The organism is Pseudomonas sp. GW821-FHT02H09, from assembly GCF_059421425.1.
In genome coordinates this window covers 261,841-277,886 of the sequence record NZ_JBWKVA010000006.1, presented here as the reverse complement: position 1 = coordinate 277,886, position 16,046 = coordinate 261,841, and the positions used below count along the sequence as shown (strand labels likewise).

14 protein-coding genes and 1 tRNA gene are annotated in these 16,046 nt (G+C 58.8%); 2 read left to right on the top strand and 13 right to left on the bottom strand.

The window, feature by feature from the left end; all coding sequences use genetic code 11:
• Positions 1 to 59: 59 nt before the first annotated feature.
• The 4 genes from AC07VR_RS10665 to AC07VR_RS10650 are packed head-to-tail and all read right to left on the bottom strand — an operon-like array spanning position 60 to position 3,988.
• Positions 60 to 1,100 (bottom strand): ABC transporter substrate-binding protein, encoded by a 1,041-nt coding sequence (locus AC07VR_RS10665; RefSeq protein ID WP_495011206.1) that lies wholly within the window; start codon positions 1,098 to 1,100, stop codon positions 60 to 62.
• A 29-nt stretch (positions 1,101 to 1,129) separates the two neighbouring features.
• On the bottom strand, positions 1,130 to 1,939 hold the full coding sequence (locus tag AC07VR_RS10660) for an ABC transporter permease (protein ID WP_494991771.1): 810 nt from the start codon (positions 1,937 to 1,939) through the stop codon (positions 1,130 to 1,132).
• Positions 1,936 to 2,856 (bottom strand): ABC transporter permease, encoded by a 921-nt coding sequence (locus AC07VR_RS10655; protein WP_495011205.1) that lies wholly within the window; start codon positions 2,854 to 2,856, stop codon positions 1,936 to 1,938. The genes AC07VR_RS10660 and AC07VR_RS10655 overlap by 4 nt, the downstream gene beginning before the upstream one ends.
• Before the next feature lie 13 nt (positions 2,857 to 2,869).
• Positions 2,870 to 3,988: an ABC transporter ATP-binding protein gene (locus AC07VR_RS10650; protein WP_495011204.1), complete on the bottom strand. Its 1,119-nt coding sequence runs from the start codon at positions 3,986 to 3,988 to the stop codon at positions 2,870 to 2,872.
• Positions 3,989 to 4,242: 254 nt separating this feature from the next.
• Between AC07VR_RS10650 and AC07VR_RS10645 the strand changes: the two genes are divergently transcribed.
• The gene (locus AC07VR_RS10645) at positions 4,243 to 5,148 is read left to right on the top strand and encodes a LysR substrate-binding domain-containing protein (protein WP_495011203.1); all 906 of its coding nucleotides are present in this window, start codon (positions 4,243 to 4,245) and stop codon (positions 5,146 to 5,148) included.
• A gap of 188 nt (positions 5,149 to 5,336) precedes the next feature.
• Here AC07VR_RS10645 and AC07VR_RS10640 read toward each other — a convergent pair whose 3' ends face one another.
• Positions 5,337 to 7,394, bottom strand: a complete 2,058-nt coding sequence (locus tag AC07VR_RS10640) for a methyl-accepting chemotaxis protein (protein WP_495011202.1) — start codon at positions 7,392 to 7,394, stop codon at positions 5,337 to 5,339.
• Between the two features lie 334 nt (positions 7,395 to 7,728).
• Between AC07VR_RS10640 and AC07VR_RS10635 the strand changes: the two genes are divergently transcribed.
• Positions 7,729 to 8,946, top strand: coding sequence for an MFS transporter (locus tag AC07VR_RS10635; protein WP_494991776.1), 1,218 nt, complete (start codon positions 7,729 to 7,731; stop codon positions 8,944 to 8,946).
• A 173-nt stretch (positions 8,947 to 9,119) separates the two neighbouring features.
• Here AC07VR_RS10635 and ychF read toward each other — a convergent pair whose 3' ends face one another.
• The 8 genes from ychF to AC07VR_RS10595 form a co-directional block, all read right to left on the bottom strand.
• Positions 9,120 to 10,220 (bottom strand): redox-regulated ATPase YchF, encoded by a 1,101-nt coding sequence (ychF, locus tag AC07VR_RS10630; RefSeq protein ID WP_494991777.1) that lies wholly within the window; start codon positions 10,218 to 10,220, stop codon positions 9,120 to 9,122.
• Between the two features lie 22 nt (positions 10,221 to 10,242).
• Complete coding sequence (gene pth / locus AC07VR_RS10625; protein WP_489072296.1) at positions 10,243 to 10,827, bottom strand: aminoacyl-tRNA hydrolase; 585 nt, start codon at positions 10,825 to 10,827, stop codon at positions 10,243 to 10,245.
• 169 nt (positions 10,828 to 10,996) lie between these two features.
• Entirely contained in the window at positions 10,997 to 11,596 is a 600-nt protein-coding gene (locus AC07VR_RS10620; protein WP_494991778.1) for a 50S ribosomal protein L25/general stress protein Ctc, read from the bottom strand.
• A 141-nt stretch (positions 11,597 to 11,737) separates the two neighbouring features.
• Positions 11,738 to 12,679 (bottom strand): ribose-phosphate pyrophosphokinase, encoded by a 942-nt coding sequence (locus tag AC07VR_RS10615; protein WP_003208392.1) that lies wholly within the window; start codon positions 12,677 to 12,679, stop codon positions 11,738 to 11,740.
• Positions 12,680 to 12,726: 47 nt separating this feature from the next.
• Positions 12,727 to 12,801, bottom strand: a tRNA-Gln gene (locus AC07VR_RS10610).
• Positions 12,802 to 12,838: 37 nt separating this feature from the next.
• Entirely contained in the window at positions 12,839 to 13,690 is an 852-nt protein-coding gene (ispE, locus tag AC07VR_RS10605; RefSeq protein ID WP_494991779.1) for a 4-(cytidine 5'-diphospho)-2-C-methyl-D-erythritol kinase, read from the bottom strand.
• Between the two features lies 1 nt (position 13,691).
• Positions 13,692 to 14,309: a lipoprotein insertase outer membrane protein LolB gene (gene lolB, locus AC07VR_RS10600; protein WP_495011201.1), complete on the bottom strand. Its 618-nt coding sequence runs from the start codon at positions 14,307 to 14,309 to the stop codon at positions 13,692 to 13,694.
• A 4-nt stretch (positions 14,310 to 14,313) separates the two neighbouring features.
• Entirely contained in the window at positions 14,314 to 16,038 is a 1,725-nt protein-coding gene (locus tag AC07VR_RS10595) for a tetratricopeptide repeat protein (RefSeq protein ID WP_495011200.1), read from the bottom strand.
• Positions 16,039 to 16,046 lie beyond the last annotated feature (8 nt).

The following is a 16,046-nucleotide window of genomic DNA, read 5'->3' as shown; positions in this document are numbered from 1 at the left end:
AAAACGCTGCCTTGTAGAAGACTGGGAAAACGCCCCGACGCCCTGTCGGGGCGGTCGGGTCAGCGCATCAGGCTGGTCCACAGACGGTCGGCAAGGCGGATAGCGCCTTCGCCGCAGGTCTTGCTGAACACCACTTGGGTGCCCTCCGGGATGTGCAGCTCGGGCGCGTCCTTGAGGCCAGCATCGAGGAAGGGTTCCACGCCCTTGATCGGGCTCTGATGCTTGAGGAAGTTCTGGGTCATCGCGGCATTTTCAGGCTGGCTGAGGAAGGCGATGAAAGCCTTGGCGTTAGCCGGGTTTTTGCTGCCCTTGGGGATGACCATGTTGTCGACCCAGGCCAGTACGCCTTCTTTCGGGTAGAGGTAGCGCAGGCTGGGTTTCATCTCACGGGCGCGCATCGACGATCCGCCCCAGAAGGTCGACATGTCGACTTCACCCGAGGCCAGGTTCTCGCGGATCGAGCCGGCCTTGGAGCTGTAGGTTTTGACGAAGGGCTTTTGCGCTTTGAGCAGGGTCAGCACTTGCTGCATCTGTTTCGGGTCTTCGCTGCACAGCGGAATGTTCAGATACAGGCTGGCCATGTCGACCACATCGCTCACCGAGTCGAACATGTTGATCCGCCCTTGCAGTTCGGCCGGTGGCTCGTAAAGGACTTTGTAGCTGTCCGTCGGGCCTTTGTAGCGCTCGGTGTTCAGCACCACGCTGGTGGTGCCCCAGATGAACGGCATGGAGTAAGCGCCTTCCGGGTCCCAGGTGGGCTTTTTCAGATTATCGGCGACGCTGGCGTAGTAGGGCTGGTTGACTGGGTCAAAGCGCTCGAGCAGTTGCTCCTTGATCAGGATCGGAATGAACTGGTGCGACGGAATCGCCACGTCGTAGCCCGCGCCGCCCTGTTTGAGCTTGGCCAACAGTGTCTCGTTGGAGTCGTAGGAGTCCACGGTGACTTCGATGCCGGTCTGTTTCTGGAACTTGGCGAGAATCTGCGGCGAGAAATAGCCGCTCCAGCTCACCACGTTCAATTTTTCGGCCGCCTGAGCACTGCCGAGCAGAGGCAATGTCAGTAACAAAGAGGTGCCGAAGCGTGCGATCAACTTGCTCATGGTATTTCCTCAAGGTGGAATAGGCAGGTTCAGACTTTCTTTTTACCCAGCAGCCAGGAGAGGCTGACGAACAGCACCGAGACCCCGAGGATCAAGGTCGAGACGGCATTGACGTCGGGTGTTACGCCCATTCGCAGCAAGCCGAAGATGAAGATCGGCAGGGTGGTGGTGCCGGCTTGGGAGACCATCATCGAGATCACGAAGTTATCCAGCGAGACGATGAAGGCCAGCATCAGCCCGGAGACGATCCCCGGCATCAGCAGTGGCAGGGTGACCTTGCGAAAGGTCCTCCAGGGGCCTGCATAGAGGTCGGCCGAAGCGTGTTCCAGGGACAGGTCCATGTCGTTGAGCCGCGCGCGGATCGGCAGGTAGGCGAAGGGGATGCAGAACACCGTGTGGGCGATGATCAGGTTGCCGTAACCGAGCGACAGGCCGATGGTGGAGAACAGCGCCAGCGTGGCCACGCCAACGACGATTTCCGGCAGCACCAGTGGCAACATGATTGCGCCCATGGACAGTTGCATCCCCTTGAATTTGGCGCCCCGCGAGGTACCGAGTGCCGCGAGTGTGGCAATCGCGGTGGCGATCATGCTGGCGCACACGGCGATCAGCAGGCTGTTACCGGCGGCCTGTCGCAACGCCTGATTGGCAAACGCCGCGCGGTACCAGTCGAGACTGAAACCGGTCCAGACCGTGGCCGATTGATTGGCGTTGAAGGAGAACACCACCAGCACCACGATCGGCGCGTAGAGGTACAGGTAGAACAGCAAGCTGAAGCCGCCGAAGCCCGGGAAGTCCTGCACGCTGAGCCCGTTTCGTTTGAGCAGACGCAACATCACTCACCTCCTTTGGCGATGCGCTGGCGCTCTGCGCACAGGGCGTAAACGGTCAGCACCAGCATCACTGCCGCCATCAGCACCAGCGACAGGGCAGCGCCGAACGGCCAGTTACGGGCATCGCTGAACTGCCGGAAAATCAGGTTGCCGAGCATCATTTTGGTTCCGCCACCGAGCAGTTCCGGGGCAATCATCGCGCCCAGGCAAGGGACGAAGGTCAGGATCGCGCCGGCGAAAATCCCCGGTTTGGCGATCGGTAGCACGACTTTGATCAGCGTCCGCCAACGCCCGGCATACAAGTCCTGCGCAGCTTCCAGCAGGCGGATGTCCATCTTTTCCAGGGTCGCGTAAATCGGCAGCACCACGAACGGTGCGTAGGTATAAACCAGCCCCAGCAGCACCGCGCCATCGGTATAGAGCAGTTGCAATGGTTGATCGATCACGCCGAGCCCCATCAGGCTGTTGTTGATCACCCCGGTGTTACGTAGCAGCAGAATCCAGGCGTAGGTGCGGATCAGCAGATTGGCCCAGAACGGCACGGTGATCAGGAATATCAGCAGCCCGCGACGATGGGCCGGCTGCATGGCCAGCCAGACCGCCACTGGAAAACCGATTAACAGCGTGATGACCGTAGTCAGCCCGGCGATGCCGATGGAGCGCAGGGCGATGATCAGGTAGGAGTCGGCAAAGGCCAGGCTGTCGTCCAGTTGCCGTTCGAACAGCAACGAGGTGTAGGCGTCGCTGCTGAAGACCTTGTTCACCCCGCCATAGGGGTTGGCTTCCATCAGTGAATAGCCGATCACGATCAGAATCGGCACGATCAGAAACAGGCCGATGGCGAGTAGCGCGGGAGTCACCCCGAGGAAGCTGCCGAAGGCCTTGCGCCGTGCCAGAGTGGTGGATATCGGTGAAGCGTGCATGGGAATCCCTCGCTCAATCCAGCAAAACGCTGGCGCTGCCTCGATCGAACAGCAGGCCGGCCCGACTGTTGACCGGGAAGCGCTGGCTTTGGTCGACGCTGTTGGGCGTGCGCACGGTGAGGCGCGAACCATCGGCCAGGCTGACCTGGTATTGCAGGTCGGTGCCCAGGTAGATCTGCGCGTCGATCCTGCAGGGCAGTGCACCGGTGGCGCCGTCTGGCACCAGGTGCAGGCGTTCCGGACGCACCGAGAGCGCAACGCTATCGCCGATGGCTACGTCGCTGCAGGGCTGAGCCGGCAAGGGGTGACCGGCCGGGCCATCGAACCAGGCCAGCCCGGCCTCGACTCGTGAGACCCGGCCTTCGATGAAGTTGGTCTCGCCAATAAAGTCGGCGACGAAGCGATTGCGCGGGCGCTCATAGATGTCTTCCGGACGACCGACCTGCTGCACTTCGCCTTCGGACAATACGGCGATGCGGTCGGACATGGTCAGCGCTTCTTCCTGGTCGTGGGTGACGAAAATGAAGGTGATACCGGTCTTGGCCTGGATGGTTTTCAGCTCTTCGCGCATGGCTTGGCGAAGCTTGAGGTCAAGGGCCGAAAGCGGCTCGTCGAGCAGCAGCACCTTGGGATGCGGCGCCAGTGCCCGGGCCAGGGCAACCCGTTGCTGCTGGCCGCCGGACAATTGTGTCGGGCGGCGCGTGGCGAAGCGTTCCATCTGCACCAGTGCGAGCATTTCCCGCACGCGCTCGGCGATCTGCACCTTGCTCAGGACTTTGCCCATGGGCTGCGATTCGAGGCCGAAGGCCAGGTTCTCGGCGATGGTCATATGTGGGAACAGCGCGTAGTGCTGGAACACCGTATTGACCGGGCGCTTGAAGGGCGGGCGATCGGCGATGTTTTCGCCGTAGAGCAGGATCTCGCCCTGGGTCGGAAACTCGAACCCGGCGATCATCCGCAGAAGGGTGGTTTTGCCACAGCCGGAAGGGCCGAGGAGGGTGAAGAACTCGTTGTCGCGGATATCCAGGTCGATGCTTTTCAGCGCCACCGGACCGGTTTGCGGATCACCGTAAACCTTGCGTACTGAGCGAATGGACACAGCCAGCGTTTGCAGCGAATGCAGGGCATTCATGCGTTACCTCCGATTCCCCCATCGCCCGTTTGAGTGCTGCTCTGTAAAGAGCTGCGTCGTCAGGCCATGGATATTATTTTTTTGGGCAGGATCGAGATGTTTTCGGGTGTGCAGCGAGCCGCGTCGGCGGGCTCTTTGTTCTGTTCTTGTTGTTCTGGTGTGGCTCGATTATCAGTGAGGGGTTGCAGGTGCGAAACTTCAATTTTAACATAGGAGCTGTTAAATAATTTAATAGCTAGAGGCGGTTCTACCCAATGCCTACCCACCGTTTGCCGCCACTCAATGCCGTACGCGCTTTTGATGCGGCGGCGCGTCTGGGCAGCTATGTCGAAGCCTCAAAAGCGCTGCACGTGACCCAGCCAGCGATTGGCCGGCATGTGAAGTTGCTTGAGGAGTGGCTTGGCGTGCAGCTATTTGAGCGGACCTCACGCGGGGTTGTGCTGACAGTCGCCGGGCAGAAATACCACCACAAAATCTCCGCGGCTTTGCAGTTGATCGTTGAGGCCGGGAAGGAGTTGCTGCCCAGAGATTCCGAGCGCTGGCTGCGGATCATGGTGGTGCCGGGCTTCGCCAAGCGCTGGCTGACGCCCAGGCTTGAGGCGATGCGGCATCTGCGACCGGGGTTGAAGTTCGCCATCGAACCCAACTCGACCTTTACCGAAGTAGATGGCAAGAGCGCTGACTTGGGCATCGTTTATGGCCTGGATGGGCAGTACGCCAATTCCCGCGCGACCTTGATCTGCCCGCGGGTATTTCCGATTTGTACGCCGGGGTACCTGGCGAGCATCGAGCCGATTCACAGCCCGGTCGATCTGGTAAAACACAATTTGATCCACTTTGACGACGGCGAATGGTGGAACATGTGGTTCGCCGCCAATGATCTGGATATTCACCTGACTTCCGACGTGTTGTACGTCAACAATGACCACGCCTTATCGGTGGCCGAAAGCGGCCAGGGTATTGCACTGGCCAACGAAGTATTGGTACGCGATGAACTTGAGGCCGGCACCCTGGTGCGAGCAGTTGAGGCCCAGGTGAGACTGGAAAGCTATCGCGTACTGACGCCGTCAGCCGCGTTGTCGGCGGATGTGCAATGGTTTATCCAGTGGTTGTCGACGTCGCTGGAGCAAGAGTTTCCAGAGGCGGTGGTCGGGGTTTGATGGCCCCGACTTGACGTCAAAAGTGAAGGCCTGCACCTACCCCGTAGCAGCTGCCAAAGGCTGCGTTCGGCCGCACAGCGGTCGTAATCCGGGCAACTCAAGTGTCCTGTTGAATCGTGTCAGGACTCTTTGCGACTGCTGCGCGCTCGAACGCAGCCTTCGGCAACTGCTACAGAAGATTGCGACACCTAGTTCAACCGAAACCTCCCCGTATTCTCACTCAGCGCCTTACTACCCTGGCTCAAGGTATCCGCCGCGCGGTTCACCGCTCGTGCGCCTTCAAGCAGGCGCATGGCCGCTTGATCGACCTGTTGAATATTGCCGCTGACTTCATCGGCGGTGCTGGCCTGTTCTTCGACGGCAGTCGCAATCTGCGCCAGGGTATTGGTGACGCTTTGCACCGCACTGGCAATTTCTACCAGGCGTTCGCCAAGCCCGGTCACTGCCTGGGCATCGGTTTGTGCCTGACCGCAGGCGGCTTCCATCAAGGCCACGGCCTCGCTCACCGTGGCCCGCAGGCTATCGACGGTACCGGCGATTTGCGCGGTGGAGGATTGGGTGCGCTGCGACAGGCTGCGCACTTCATCGGCCACCACGGCAAACCCACGACCTTGCTCCCCGGCCCGGGCCGCCTCGATGGCGGCATTCAACGCCAGCAGATTGGTCTGCTCGGCGACGCCGCGAATGGTATCCACCACCAGCTGGATCTGCTGCCCTTGCTCGCTGACCCGGCCAAGTGCTGCGGCAGTCTCGTTCAGGCGCTGGTTGAGTTGCTGGATGCTGGCGGTGGTCCGCTGACTGTCGCGGCTGCTGTCGGCGGCAATACGCTGGGTGTGCCGGGCACTGCCGGAAGCCTGTTCGCAGCTGTGTGCGACACCTTGTGAGGTGGCGGCCAGTTGGGTCGCCGCCGCGGCGATCTGGCTGATCTGCAATTGCTGTGCTTCGACTTCGCCCAAGGCGCCGCTGGAGTGGTCGTTGAGGGTGCGTACCGCGTCACTCAGTTGCAGGGTTTCGTGATCAACCCCGAGCAGACTGGTACGCAACTGCACCACCGCGACGTTGAGCGCGCTACTGATGGCGGCCAGTTCATCGCGCCCGTGTACCGGTACTTGCAAAGACAGGTTGCCGTCACGCAAGGACTCGGCCAGCAAGGTGATGCCGCTGGCACTGCGACGGATCGATGTCTGCAAGCAGATGAACAGGTACAGCGCTGCCAGTAGCAGGCTGCCGAAGATCGTCGCCACCAGGATGAATTGGCGGATGGCCGAGCTCTGGTAGTAATCCAGGCGGCTGTCCAGCGACACCAGAGACTGTTGGCGCAACGATGACAGGTCCATGAGGAGGGCGTCGAGGCTGCGCTCGAAGTCTTGCGGCTTGAGATTGATGCTGCCGCCGAACACGCCGTCGTCGAGAACTTTGAGGCCGTCATCCAGATGCTTCAGGCTGTCGTGGTATTGCCCGGCCCAGGATCGCAACGCGCTGGGCAGCCGGGCTTCGAGCAGGCTGCCGGTCTTCACCAGCTGCTCGCGCGCGTCGCCGATGCGGCTGCGCAGGTCCCGCAGTTGCAGGCGGCTTTGCAGGGTGAATTGCCCGGACACCACTGAGGCCTGGCCGACACTGGCCAGGCGACCAACCCGTTCGATCAGGTCTGGAGCGTGCTGGGTGGAAATCTGCGTCAGCAGGCAGGTTTCCAGCCATGGGGCGAGGATCAGTCGGTTGTCCATGGCTATCTGCTCGCGCAGGGCTTGCAACGCGCTCAATGCGGCGGTGAAGCGCTCGTAGCCGTCCGGCCACCAGCCGACGCTGCTCAGGCTTTTGGAGTCCAATCCGCTTAGAGCCGCTTGCAGCCCTTGATAGCGACTCAAGGTGTCGCCGACGGCACCTTCGGTTTGCAGAGCGGTGCCGAGGTCGGTGACGGCTTGAGTGACGGCGGGCTGGACCGAGTCGAACGCAGCCATGGCGGCAAGGGTCGCCGGTGTAGGCTGACGATTGGTTTCTGTTGCTCGCCAGCGGGCGGCGCGGTCACGCTGAGTGGCCAGCAAGTTGTCCAGACTGTCGAGGGCCAGCAATTGGCGAACTCCGGCACGCTCGCCGGAGATCAGGCTTAACTTGTCGCGGTAGTCCTGGCCGATTATCCACAGGCTGCCCATCAGCGGCAGGATGAACAGCAGAAACAACAGCTGAAACTTGCGGGCAAAGCCGAAGCGCCCAAGCAGTCTGATTCCTGGTGATAGAAAAACCTGCATGCCCGACTACTCCTCTGAGCACCACGCACCAATGGCGTGCAGTCCTGGCGGTGTGGCCTGGACCTGTGCTTGCTGTTAAAGGCCTCGGAAAATCGCAATCGCGAGCCCTGTGCGGTGAGCCCTGTAGCGAAACTTCCCATTCTCGGTCCCCTTTGTAAGGGGCCGCGTTGAAGTGGATAAGCAAGGCAAGATTCAGACCATGGCTTTGAGCTATCACGTTATGCGTTGTAAGGTTTGAAGTTGTTAGCAGGCTAAGGGGATGGCTTTGCTGCACTGAAAAATGGCACATTGACCCACCTGCAAATGCGCACCCATCTGTTGTACGGAAACTCTTATGGCTATCAGTAACCTTCAGACCTCCGCGAGCCCGGCTTCTACCGCCCCGCAAACCAGCCCTTTGGTCATGCGCATCATCGGTGCCGTGGCTTTGGCGCATTTGATCAATGACCTGATTCAGGCGGTGTTGCCATCGATCTATCCAATGCTCAAGGCCAACTATGGACTGACCTTCACTCAGGTCGGTTTGATCACATTGACCTTTCAGCTCACCGCTTCGCTGTTGCAGCCATGGGTCGGGTATTACACCGATCGCCATCCCCAGCCCTATCTGCTGCCGCTGGGTATGGTCAGCACGTTGATTGGCATTTTGATGCTGTCTCAAGTCGGTAGCTTCCCGCTGATTCTGTTGGCCTCGGCGTTGATTGGTATCGGCTCTTCGACCTTTCACCCGGAAGCTTCGCGGGTCGCGCGACTGGCCTCGGGCGGCCGTTATGGCTTGGCGCAGTCGACCTTCCAGGTCGGTGGTAACGCCGGCTCGGCGTTCGGGCCGTTGCTGGCGGCAGCGATCATCATTCCGTTCGGCCAGGGCAACGTCGCCTGGTTCGGGGTGTTTGCGGTGTTCGCCTTGGGCGTGCTGTATGCGATCAGCCGTTGGTACAGCAATCACCTGAACCTGTTCAAACTCAAGCAGGGCCAGGCCGCAACCCATGGCTTGTCGAAAGGGCGGGTACTGAGTGCATTAGTCGTGCTTGGGCTGCTGGTGTTCTCCAAATACTTCTACATGGCCAGCTTCACCAGCTATTTCACTTTTTACCTGATCGAGAAATTTGACCTGTCGGTGGCCAGCTCGCAGTTGCATCTGTTCCTGTTTCTCGGTGCGGTCGCGGCGGGGACGTTCTTTGGCGGCCCGATCGGCGACAGGATCGGTCGCAAGGCGGTCATCTGGTTCTCGATTCTCGGCGTGGCGCCGTTCACGTTGTTGCTGCCTCACGTGGACCTGTTCTGGACCAGCGTGCTGAGCGTGGTGATCGGCTTCATTCTGGCTTCGGCATTCTCGGCCATTGTGGTTTACGCACAGGAATTGGTACCAGGTAACGTCGGGATGATTGCCGGGGTGTTCTTTGGTCTGATGTTTGGTTTCGGCGGGATTGGTGCGGCGCTGCTTGGGCATCTGGCCGACATACACGGCATCGAGTACGTGTACCTGCTGTGCTCGTTCCTGCCGTTGTTCGGTGTTTTGGCGATCTTTTTGCCGAGAACCAAAAAGGCATAAGTCAGAGATCCTGGAGCGAAGCTTGCCCGCGAAGAACGATGGCGCGGTCTAATAGAAAGACCGTAGCGTCTATATCGCGGGTAAGCCTCGCTCCTACGGAATATGTGGTGGTTTGATAATCACCAGGCACAAAAAAGCCGCGTCGAGACGCGGCTTTTTCTTGGGCGTTTCTTTTACACGTTGAAGCGGAAGTGCATCACGTCGCCGTCTTTGACGATGTAATCCTTGCCTTCCAGACGCCATTTACCGGCTTCTTTGGTGCCGGCTTCGCCCTTGTACTGGATGAAGTCGTTGTAGGCGATGACTTCGGCGCGGATGAAGCCTTTTTCGAAGTCGGTGTGGATCACCCCGGCCGCTTGTGGCGCAGTAGCACCGACTTTTACGGTCCAGGCGCGGACTTCTTCAACACCGGCGGTGAAGTAGGTCTGCAGGTGCAGCATTTCGTAGCCGGCGCGGATCACGCGGTTCAGGCCAGGCTCTTCCAGGCCCAGGGCCTCGAGGAACATGTCTTTCTCTTCGCCGTCGTCAAGCTCGGCGATTTCCGCTTCGATCTTGTTGCAGACCGGTACAACCACTGCACCTTCTTCTTCGGCGATGGCCATGACCACGTCGAGCAGCGGGTTGTTTTCGAAGCCGTCCTCGGCAACGTTGGCGATGTACATGACCGGTTTGGTGGTCAGCAGGTGGAAGCCACGGATCACCGCTTTCTCGTCGGTGCTCATGTTCTTCATCAGGCTGCGCGCAGGCTTGCCTTCGGTGAAGTGAGCGATCAACTGCTCCAACAGGCCTTTCTGAACCACGGCGTCCTTGTCACCACCCTTGGCGTTGCGGGTGACTTTCTGCAGTTGCTTCTCGCAGCTGTCGAGGTCGGCGAAGATCAGTTCGAGGTCGATGATCTCGATGTCGCGTTTCGGGTCGACGCTGTTGGAGACGTGAATCACGTTCTCGTCTTCGAAGCAGCGGACCACGTGGGCGATGGCATCGGTTTCACGGATGTTGGCCAGGAACTTGTTGCCCAGACCTTCACCTTTCGAGGCGCCGGCAACGAGGCCTGCGATGTCGACGAACTCCATGGTGGTCGGCAGGATGCGCTTGGGTTTGACGATTTCCGCCAGTGCGTCCAGACGCGGATCGGGCATTGGCACTATGCCGCTGTTCGGCTCGATGGTGCAGAAGGGAAAGTTCTCGGCCGCGATACCGGATTTGGTCAGGGCGTTGAACAGGGTGGACTTGCCGACGTTAGGCAGGCCGACGATGCCGCAGTTGAATCCCATGGTGTTTCCCCTCGGATAAGAGTCAGGCCTTCTGGCTGTGCAGGTTTTTCATCGCGCGGTTCCATTCACCAGCGAGAATATCCGGCAGCACGCCGAGGGCAAAGTCGATGCTTGCATCGAGTTTTTCCTGTTCGGCGCGTGGCGCACGACCCAGGACAAAATTTGAAACCATACTGGCGACGCCTGGGTGGCCGATGCCAAGCCGCAAGCGGTGGAAAGTATTCTGATTGCCGAGCTGCGCGATGATGTCGCGCAGGCCGTTATGACCGCCATGCCCGCCGCCCTGTTTGAGCTTGGCTACGCCGGGTGGCAAGTCGAGTTCGTCGTGCGCCACCAGTATCGCTTCCGGTGGGATGCGGTAAAAACCGGCAAGTGCCGCTACGGCCTGGCCACTTCGGTTCATGAACGTGGTGGGAATCAGCAGACGAACATCCTGACCCTGATGCGTGAAGCGCCCGGTCAGGCCAAAAAATTTGCGCTCGGGCACCAGATTGATGCGCTGGGCCGATGCGATGCGCTCAACAAAAAGGGCCCCTGCGTTATGCCGGGTCTGTTCGTATTCGGTGCCTGGATTTCCCAGGCCAACGATCAGTTGTATGGCAGTCACATCAGGGGCCCTTCTTTGGAGTTGTGGATAGCATCGCCGCGTTGAGGTTGTGCGGCGAAAGTGGACGAAAAATGCTCATTTACCATTATGTAAACTCCGCGTTCTCGCCCGCTTTCTCGCTACGCTCTAGTCCGCGATGTTTCCAACAAACTCCGGCGTACAGAGTGAATTACTCTGCAGCGCCTTCTGCAGCTTCTGGAGCAACACGTGGAGCGTGAACGTTGGCAACAGCCAGGTCGTTACCGTGAGCCAGAGCTACGAACTCAACGCCTTTAGGTGCTTTGAGGTCGGACAGGTGAATGATCGAACCGATTACGGCGCTAGCCAGGTCGACTTCGATGAATTCAGGCAGGTCTTTTGGCAGGCAAGAAACTTCGACTTCAGCAACAACGTGCGAAATTTCGCCGCCTTTCTTCAGGGCAGCTTCTTCGTTGATGAAGTGCACTGGAACGTGAGCGGTCAGTTTCTGGCCAGCTACAACGCGTACGAAGTCAGCGTGCATCACGTGGCCTTTGGCCGGGTGACGCTGCAGAGCTTTGATAACGACGTTTTGCTTGGTGCCGCCAACGTTCAGTTCGATAACGTGGCTGAAAGCAGCTTCGTTTTCGAGCAGTTTGGCAACTTCTTTAGCCAGCATGCTGATGGATTCAGGGGCTTTTTCGCCACCGTAAACTACAGCTGGAACCAGGCTTGCGAGACGACGCAGGCGGCGGCTCGCACCTTTCCCCAGGTCGGAACGCACTTCAGCATTCAGAGTAAAATCGTTCATGTTGTATCTCCAAAATAACCACATTCGCCCCAGCGTTTGCGACCAGCGCTAAAGGCGATATGGGCAAAAAAGCCCCGCCCCAACAAGAATGCCGGGGCGGGGCGCTTTTCGTCATCGTGATGAGTGCGAAGGGCAGGGCCCTTAGCGGAACATCGCGCTGATCGATTCTTCGTTGCTGATACGGCGAACCGCTTCGGCAACTACCGGTGCGATATCCAGTTGACGGATACGCGAACAGGCTTGTGCTGCAGCGGACAGCGGGATGGTGTTAGTCACCACCAGCTCGTCCAGCATGGAATTTTCAATGTTTTCGATCGCTCGCCCCGACAGCACAGGGTGTGTGCAGTAGGCAAAGACCTTGGCAGCGCCATGCTCTTTCAAGGCTTTAGCCGCGTGGCACAAGGTGCCGGCGGTATCGACCATGTCATCGACCAGAATACAGGTACGCCCTTCGACATCACCGATGATATGCATCACTTCAGAGTGATTGGCTTTCTCACGGCGCTTGTCGATGATCCCAAGATCCACGCCCAGGGATTTGGCAACAGCACGTGCACGCACGACGCCGCCAATGTCCGGGGACACGATCATCAGGTTTTCGAAGCGTTGGTCTTCGATGTCATCCACCAATACCGGGGAGCCGTAGATGTTATCTACCGGAATATCGAAGAAGCCCTGGATCTGGTCAGCATGCAAATCAACCGTGAGAACACGATCGATGCCGACTACGGTGAGCATGTCAGCGACGACTTTCGCGCTGATAGCCACACGTGCGGAACGCGGACGGCGGTCCTGACGGGCATAACCAAAGTAGGGGATCACCGCAGTGATTCGAGTTGCTGAGGAGCGACGGAAGGCATCAGCCATCACGACGAGTTCCATCAGGTTATCGTTGGTCGGAGCACACGTCGGCTGAATGATGAAGACGTCTTTACCGCGGACGTTTTCATTAATCTCAGCGGTGATTTCGCCGTCGGAGAACTTACCGACAGAAATGTCACCGAGTGGGATATGCAGCTGACGTACAACACGCCGAGCCAGATCGGGGTTAGCGTTCCCCGTAAAGACCATCATCTTGGACACGCGCAGTACCTGAAGGCTGAGGGTATACCTGGATGAGTATAGGAAAATGGCAGGGGCGGCTGGATTCGAACCAACGCATGGCAGGATCAAAACCTGCTGCCTTACCGCTTGGCGACGCCCCTGTATCTGTTGCAACGAGTGCCCAGCACCCGGTTCCTTTTAGAGCAGACTTTGCAGCTTGCGATGCAACATCGAAACGTTGCTTCCCTTTGCTACAAACCCTGTTAGGGTCTCTGTAAGAAGGGCCGAGACTTTATCAGCTTCAGCTTTGCTTGGGAAGCCCCCAAACACACAACTTCCAGTTCCGGTGAGTTTTGCTTCGGTAAATTTACCTAACAAATTCAATGCGTTACGTACATCTGGATAACGCCTTGCTACCACCGGTAAGCAGTCATTTCGACTGTTTCCCTTGGGAACGGGGCGCACTTTAATGGGCGGAGAGTTACGTGTCAACAGTGGATCTGAAAAAATTTCTGCTGTACTTACAGATACTTGCGGCACAAGCACGAGATACCACGGCTCTTCGGGGTCTACGGGGGTGAGTTTTTCTCCCACACCCTCAGCGAAAGCTGCGTGCCCACGCACGAAAACCGGGACGTCCGCGCCCAATGTCAGGCCCAAAGCCGCTAATCGATCTTCATCCCAACCCGTTTGCCAGAGGTGATTGAGGCCGAGCAGAGTGGTCGCCGCATTTGAACTGCCGCCACCGATTCCGCCGCCCATGGGCAGAATTTTTTCGATCCAGATATCGATTCCCAGCGTGGAGCCGGATTGTTCCTGAAGCTTTTTCGCCGCGCGCACGATCAAATTGCTGTCGTGGGGGACGCCGTCGAATTCGGTATGCAGCTTGATGATGCCGTCATCGCGAACGGCAAAGGTCAGTTCGTCGGCATAATCGAGAAACTGAAACAACGTCTGCAGCTCGTGGTAGCCGTCTTCACGGCGACCGAGGATATGCAGCATCAGATTGAGTTTTGCCGGAGCAGGCAGGGTCAGGCGTGGAGTTGTCATGTCATTGCCCCAGTTTGCGCGGTTGCCAGTCCTTGATCACCAGCGTGACGTCGAGGTCGGGACCATGCAGCTTGATTCGTTCCGGTAGCCAGAAACCGTTCTCTTGGGCGTAGCTCAAATACTCGACCTGCCAGCCATCCTGCTCGAGGTTGGCCAGGCGGCTGTCGGCATCGAGGTTCAGGCGGCTTTTGCTATCGGGCGCGGGAAGACCGCGAACCCACCAGACCAGATGCGAGACCGGCAGCCTCCAGCCGAGTTGTTCTTCCAGCAGGGCCTCTGGCGTAGGCGCTTCATAGCGTCCCTGGTTGGCGACTTCCAGTGCCACCCGGCCCGGGCGACCGGTCAGGCGTGCCGCGCCGCGACCCAATGGGCCGGACAGGCGTATGTCGTAGTAGTCCTGACGTTGTAGCCAGAACAAGGTGCCGCTACCCGAATCCTTCGGCGCGCGAATGCCGACCTTGCCGCTGATCTGCCAGCCATCGAGGCTGCTCAACTGTTGTTTGTGCACGCGCCATTGCGCGGGGTTGCCGTGACCTTCGACGGACTCACGGGCGCCAAAGCCCGCGCAACCGGCAAGCAGGGCGATGAAGCTGAAAACGATAAAGTGGCGCAAAAACATAATCTTAAAAAGTCTCGGATCCGGTCAGGCGCTTAATGGTGCTGCGCAGGGTAGGGCTGTCGGGCTGATCCTTGAGGAATTTGCCCCAGATTTGCTTGGCCTCGCGTTGTTTGCCGTTGGCCCACAGGACTTCGCCCAGGTGCGCAGCGACCTCCTGATCGGGGAAGCGCTCAAGGGCCTGGCGCAGCAAGCGTTCGGCTTCATCGAGGTTGCCCAGGCGGAAGTTCACCCAGCCGAGGCTGTCGAGTACCGCCGGATCTTCCGGATTCAGCTGATGAGCCTGTTCGATCAGCGCCTTGGCTTCGGCGTAACGCGTTGTACGGTCCGACAAGGTGTAGCCGAGAGCATTCAGCGCCATCGCATTGTTCGGATCGTGCTTGATGATCAGCCGCAGGTCTTTTTCCATCTGCGCCAGGTCATTGCGCTTTTCCGCCTGCATGGCGCGGGTATACAGCAGATTCAGATCGTCCGGGTACTGCTGCAAGGCTTGCTGCAATACTTTCCAGGCGCGATCGCCCTGATTGTTGGCAGACAAGGTCTCAACCTCGATCAGATACAGCTGTATTGCGTAATCGGGTTGAGTGTCGCGGGCAGTGGCCAAACGGCTTTCGGCTTCGCTGGTGCGACCGTTGTTCATCAGAATATCGGCCTGACGCAATTGCGCCGGCAGGTAGTCATTGCCCGGTGCAACCTGGGCGTATTCGATCAGTGCACCTTGTGGGTCGTTGCGTTCTTCGGCGATGCGGCCCAGGTTCAGGTGTGCCGAATCGACGTGGCTTTCCCGGGCGATCAGGTCTTCCAGATAGCCCTTGGCCTCTTCCCAGGCCTTGGCTTCCAGGCAGACAAGCGCCAGTGAGTAACGCAGCTCGTCATCTTCCGGGTATTGCTGAACCAGCCTGGAAAACTCGACTTTGGCGTCGTGCATGCGGTCCTGTTCGACCAGCATGCGTGCATAAGTCAGGCGCAGGCGTTTGTCGTCCGGGTATTTACGGATGCTTTTTTCCAGCAGTGGCAAGGCTTCCTTGCCACGACCCATGCTTTGCAGCAGGCGGGCGTGGAGCAACAGCGGTGCTACTTCGCCATCTTCCGGTGGATTTTTTTCAAGGAGGGTCAGTGCGGCCCCGGATTCACCATTCTGTTGCAGCAACAACGCTTTGCCGAAGATCAACTGACCGTTTTTCGGGTGTTTCTGCAATAACCGGTCAAAACTTTTGATCAAGCCGTTGCGGGTGTCCTGGTCGGTATCGGCGGCAGACAAGGCAAGAAAGTCGAAATGGGTGTCGCCTTTGCCTTGCAGGACTTTCTCCATGTAGACCATGGAATCGTCATAACGCCCGCCGCGGGCCAATTGAACGGCTGCGGCACGTTGCGCCTCCAGATCGTCCGGGGAGTTTTTCGCCCAGATCAGAGCGGTGTCCAGCGCTGCCTGATCGGCACCCAGGTACTCGGCGATGCGGAACGCCCGTTCGGAGATTCCCGGATCCTGAGTATTGATGGCCTGGGTCACATAGTTGTCCAGTGCAATGTCGAAACGATTGCGCTGGCCAGCCAGTTCCGCACTCAGCAGACTGAAGATCGTATCTTCGCTGAACGAACTGTAAACCTTGGGCTTTTCAGGGGCCGGAGTGCTGTCTTCGACCGGTGGCGTACCGTCCGATGATACGGGTGCCAAGGCCTGGCAGCCGCTTAGGAAGACAAAAGCAAGGAGCAACGCGGAGGATCTATTCATATAGGAAG

Bases quoted from the DNA above. Each gene is read 5' to 3' on its own strand.
- ychF (WP_494991777.1), bottom strand. From the start codon at position 10,220: ATGGGATTCAACTGCGGCATCGTCGGCCTGCCTAACGTCGGCAAGTCC.
- ispE (WP_494991779.1), bottom strand. From the start codon at position 13,690: ATGACAACTCCACGCCTGACCCTGCCTGCTCCGGCAAAACTCAATCTG.
- AC07VR_RS10640 (WP_495011202.1), bottom strand. From the start codon at position 7,394: ATGCAGGTTTTTCTATCACCAGGAATCAGACTGCTTGGGCGCTTCGGC.
- AC07VR_RS10655 (WP_495011205.1), bottom strand. From the start codon at position 2,856: ATGCACGCTTCACCGATATCCACCACTCTGGCACGGCGCAAGGCCTTC.
- AC07VR_RS10650 (WP_495011204.1), bottom strand. From the start codon at position 3,988: ATGAATGCCCTGCATTCGCTGCAAACGCTGGCTGTGTCCATTCGCTCA.
- AC07VR_RS10645 (WP_495011203.1), top strand. From the start codon at position 4,243: ATGCCTACCCACCGTTTGCCGCCACTCAATGCCGTACGCGCTTTTGAT.
- AC07VR_RS10620 (WP_494991778.1), bottom strand. From the start codon at position 11,596: ATGAACGATTTTACTCTGAATGCTGAAGTGCGTTCCGACCTGGGGAAA.
- AC07VR_RS10635 (WP_494991776.1), top strand. From the start codon at position 7,729: ATGGCTATCAGTAACCTTCAGACCTCCGCGAGCCCGGCTTCTACCGCC.
- AC07VR_RS10665 (WP_495011206.1), bottom strand. From the start codon at position 1,100: ATGAGCAAGTTGATCGCACGCTTCGGCACCTCTTTGTTACTGACATTG.
- lolB (WP_495011201.1), bottom strand. From the start codon at position 14,309: ATGTTTTTGCGCCACTTTATCGTTTTCAGCTTCATCGCCCTGCTTGCC.
- AC07VR_RS10595 (WP_495011200.1), bottom strand. From the start codon at position 16,038: ATGAATAGATCCTCCGCGTTGCTCCTTGCTTTTGTCTTCCTAAGCGGC.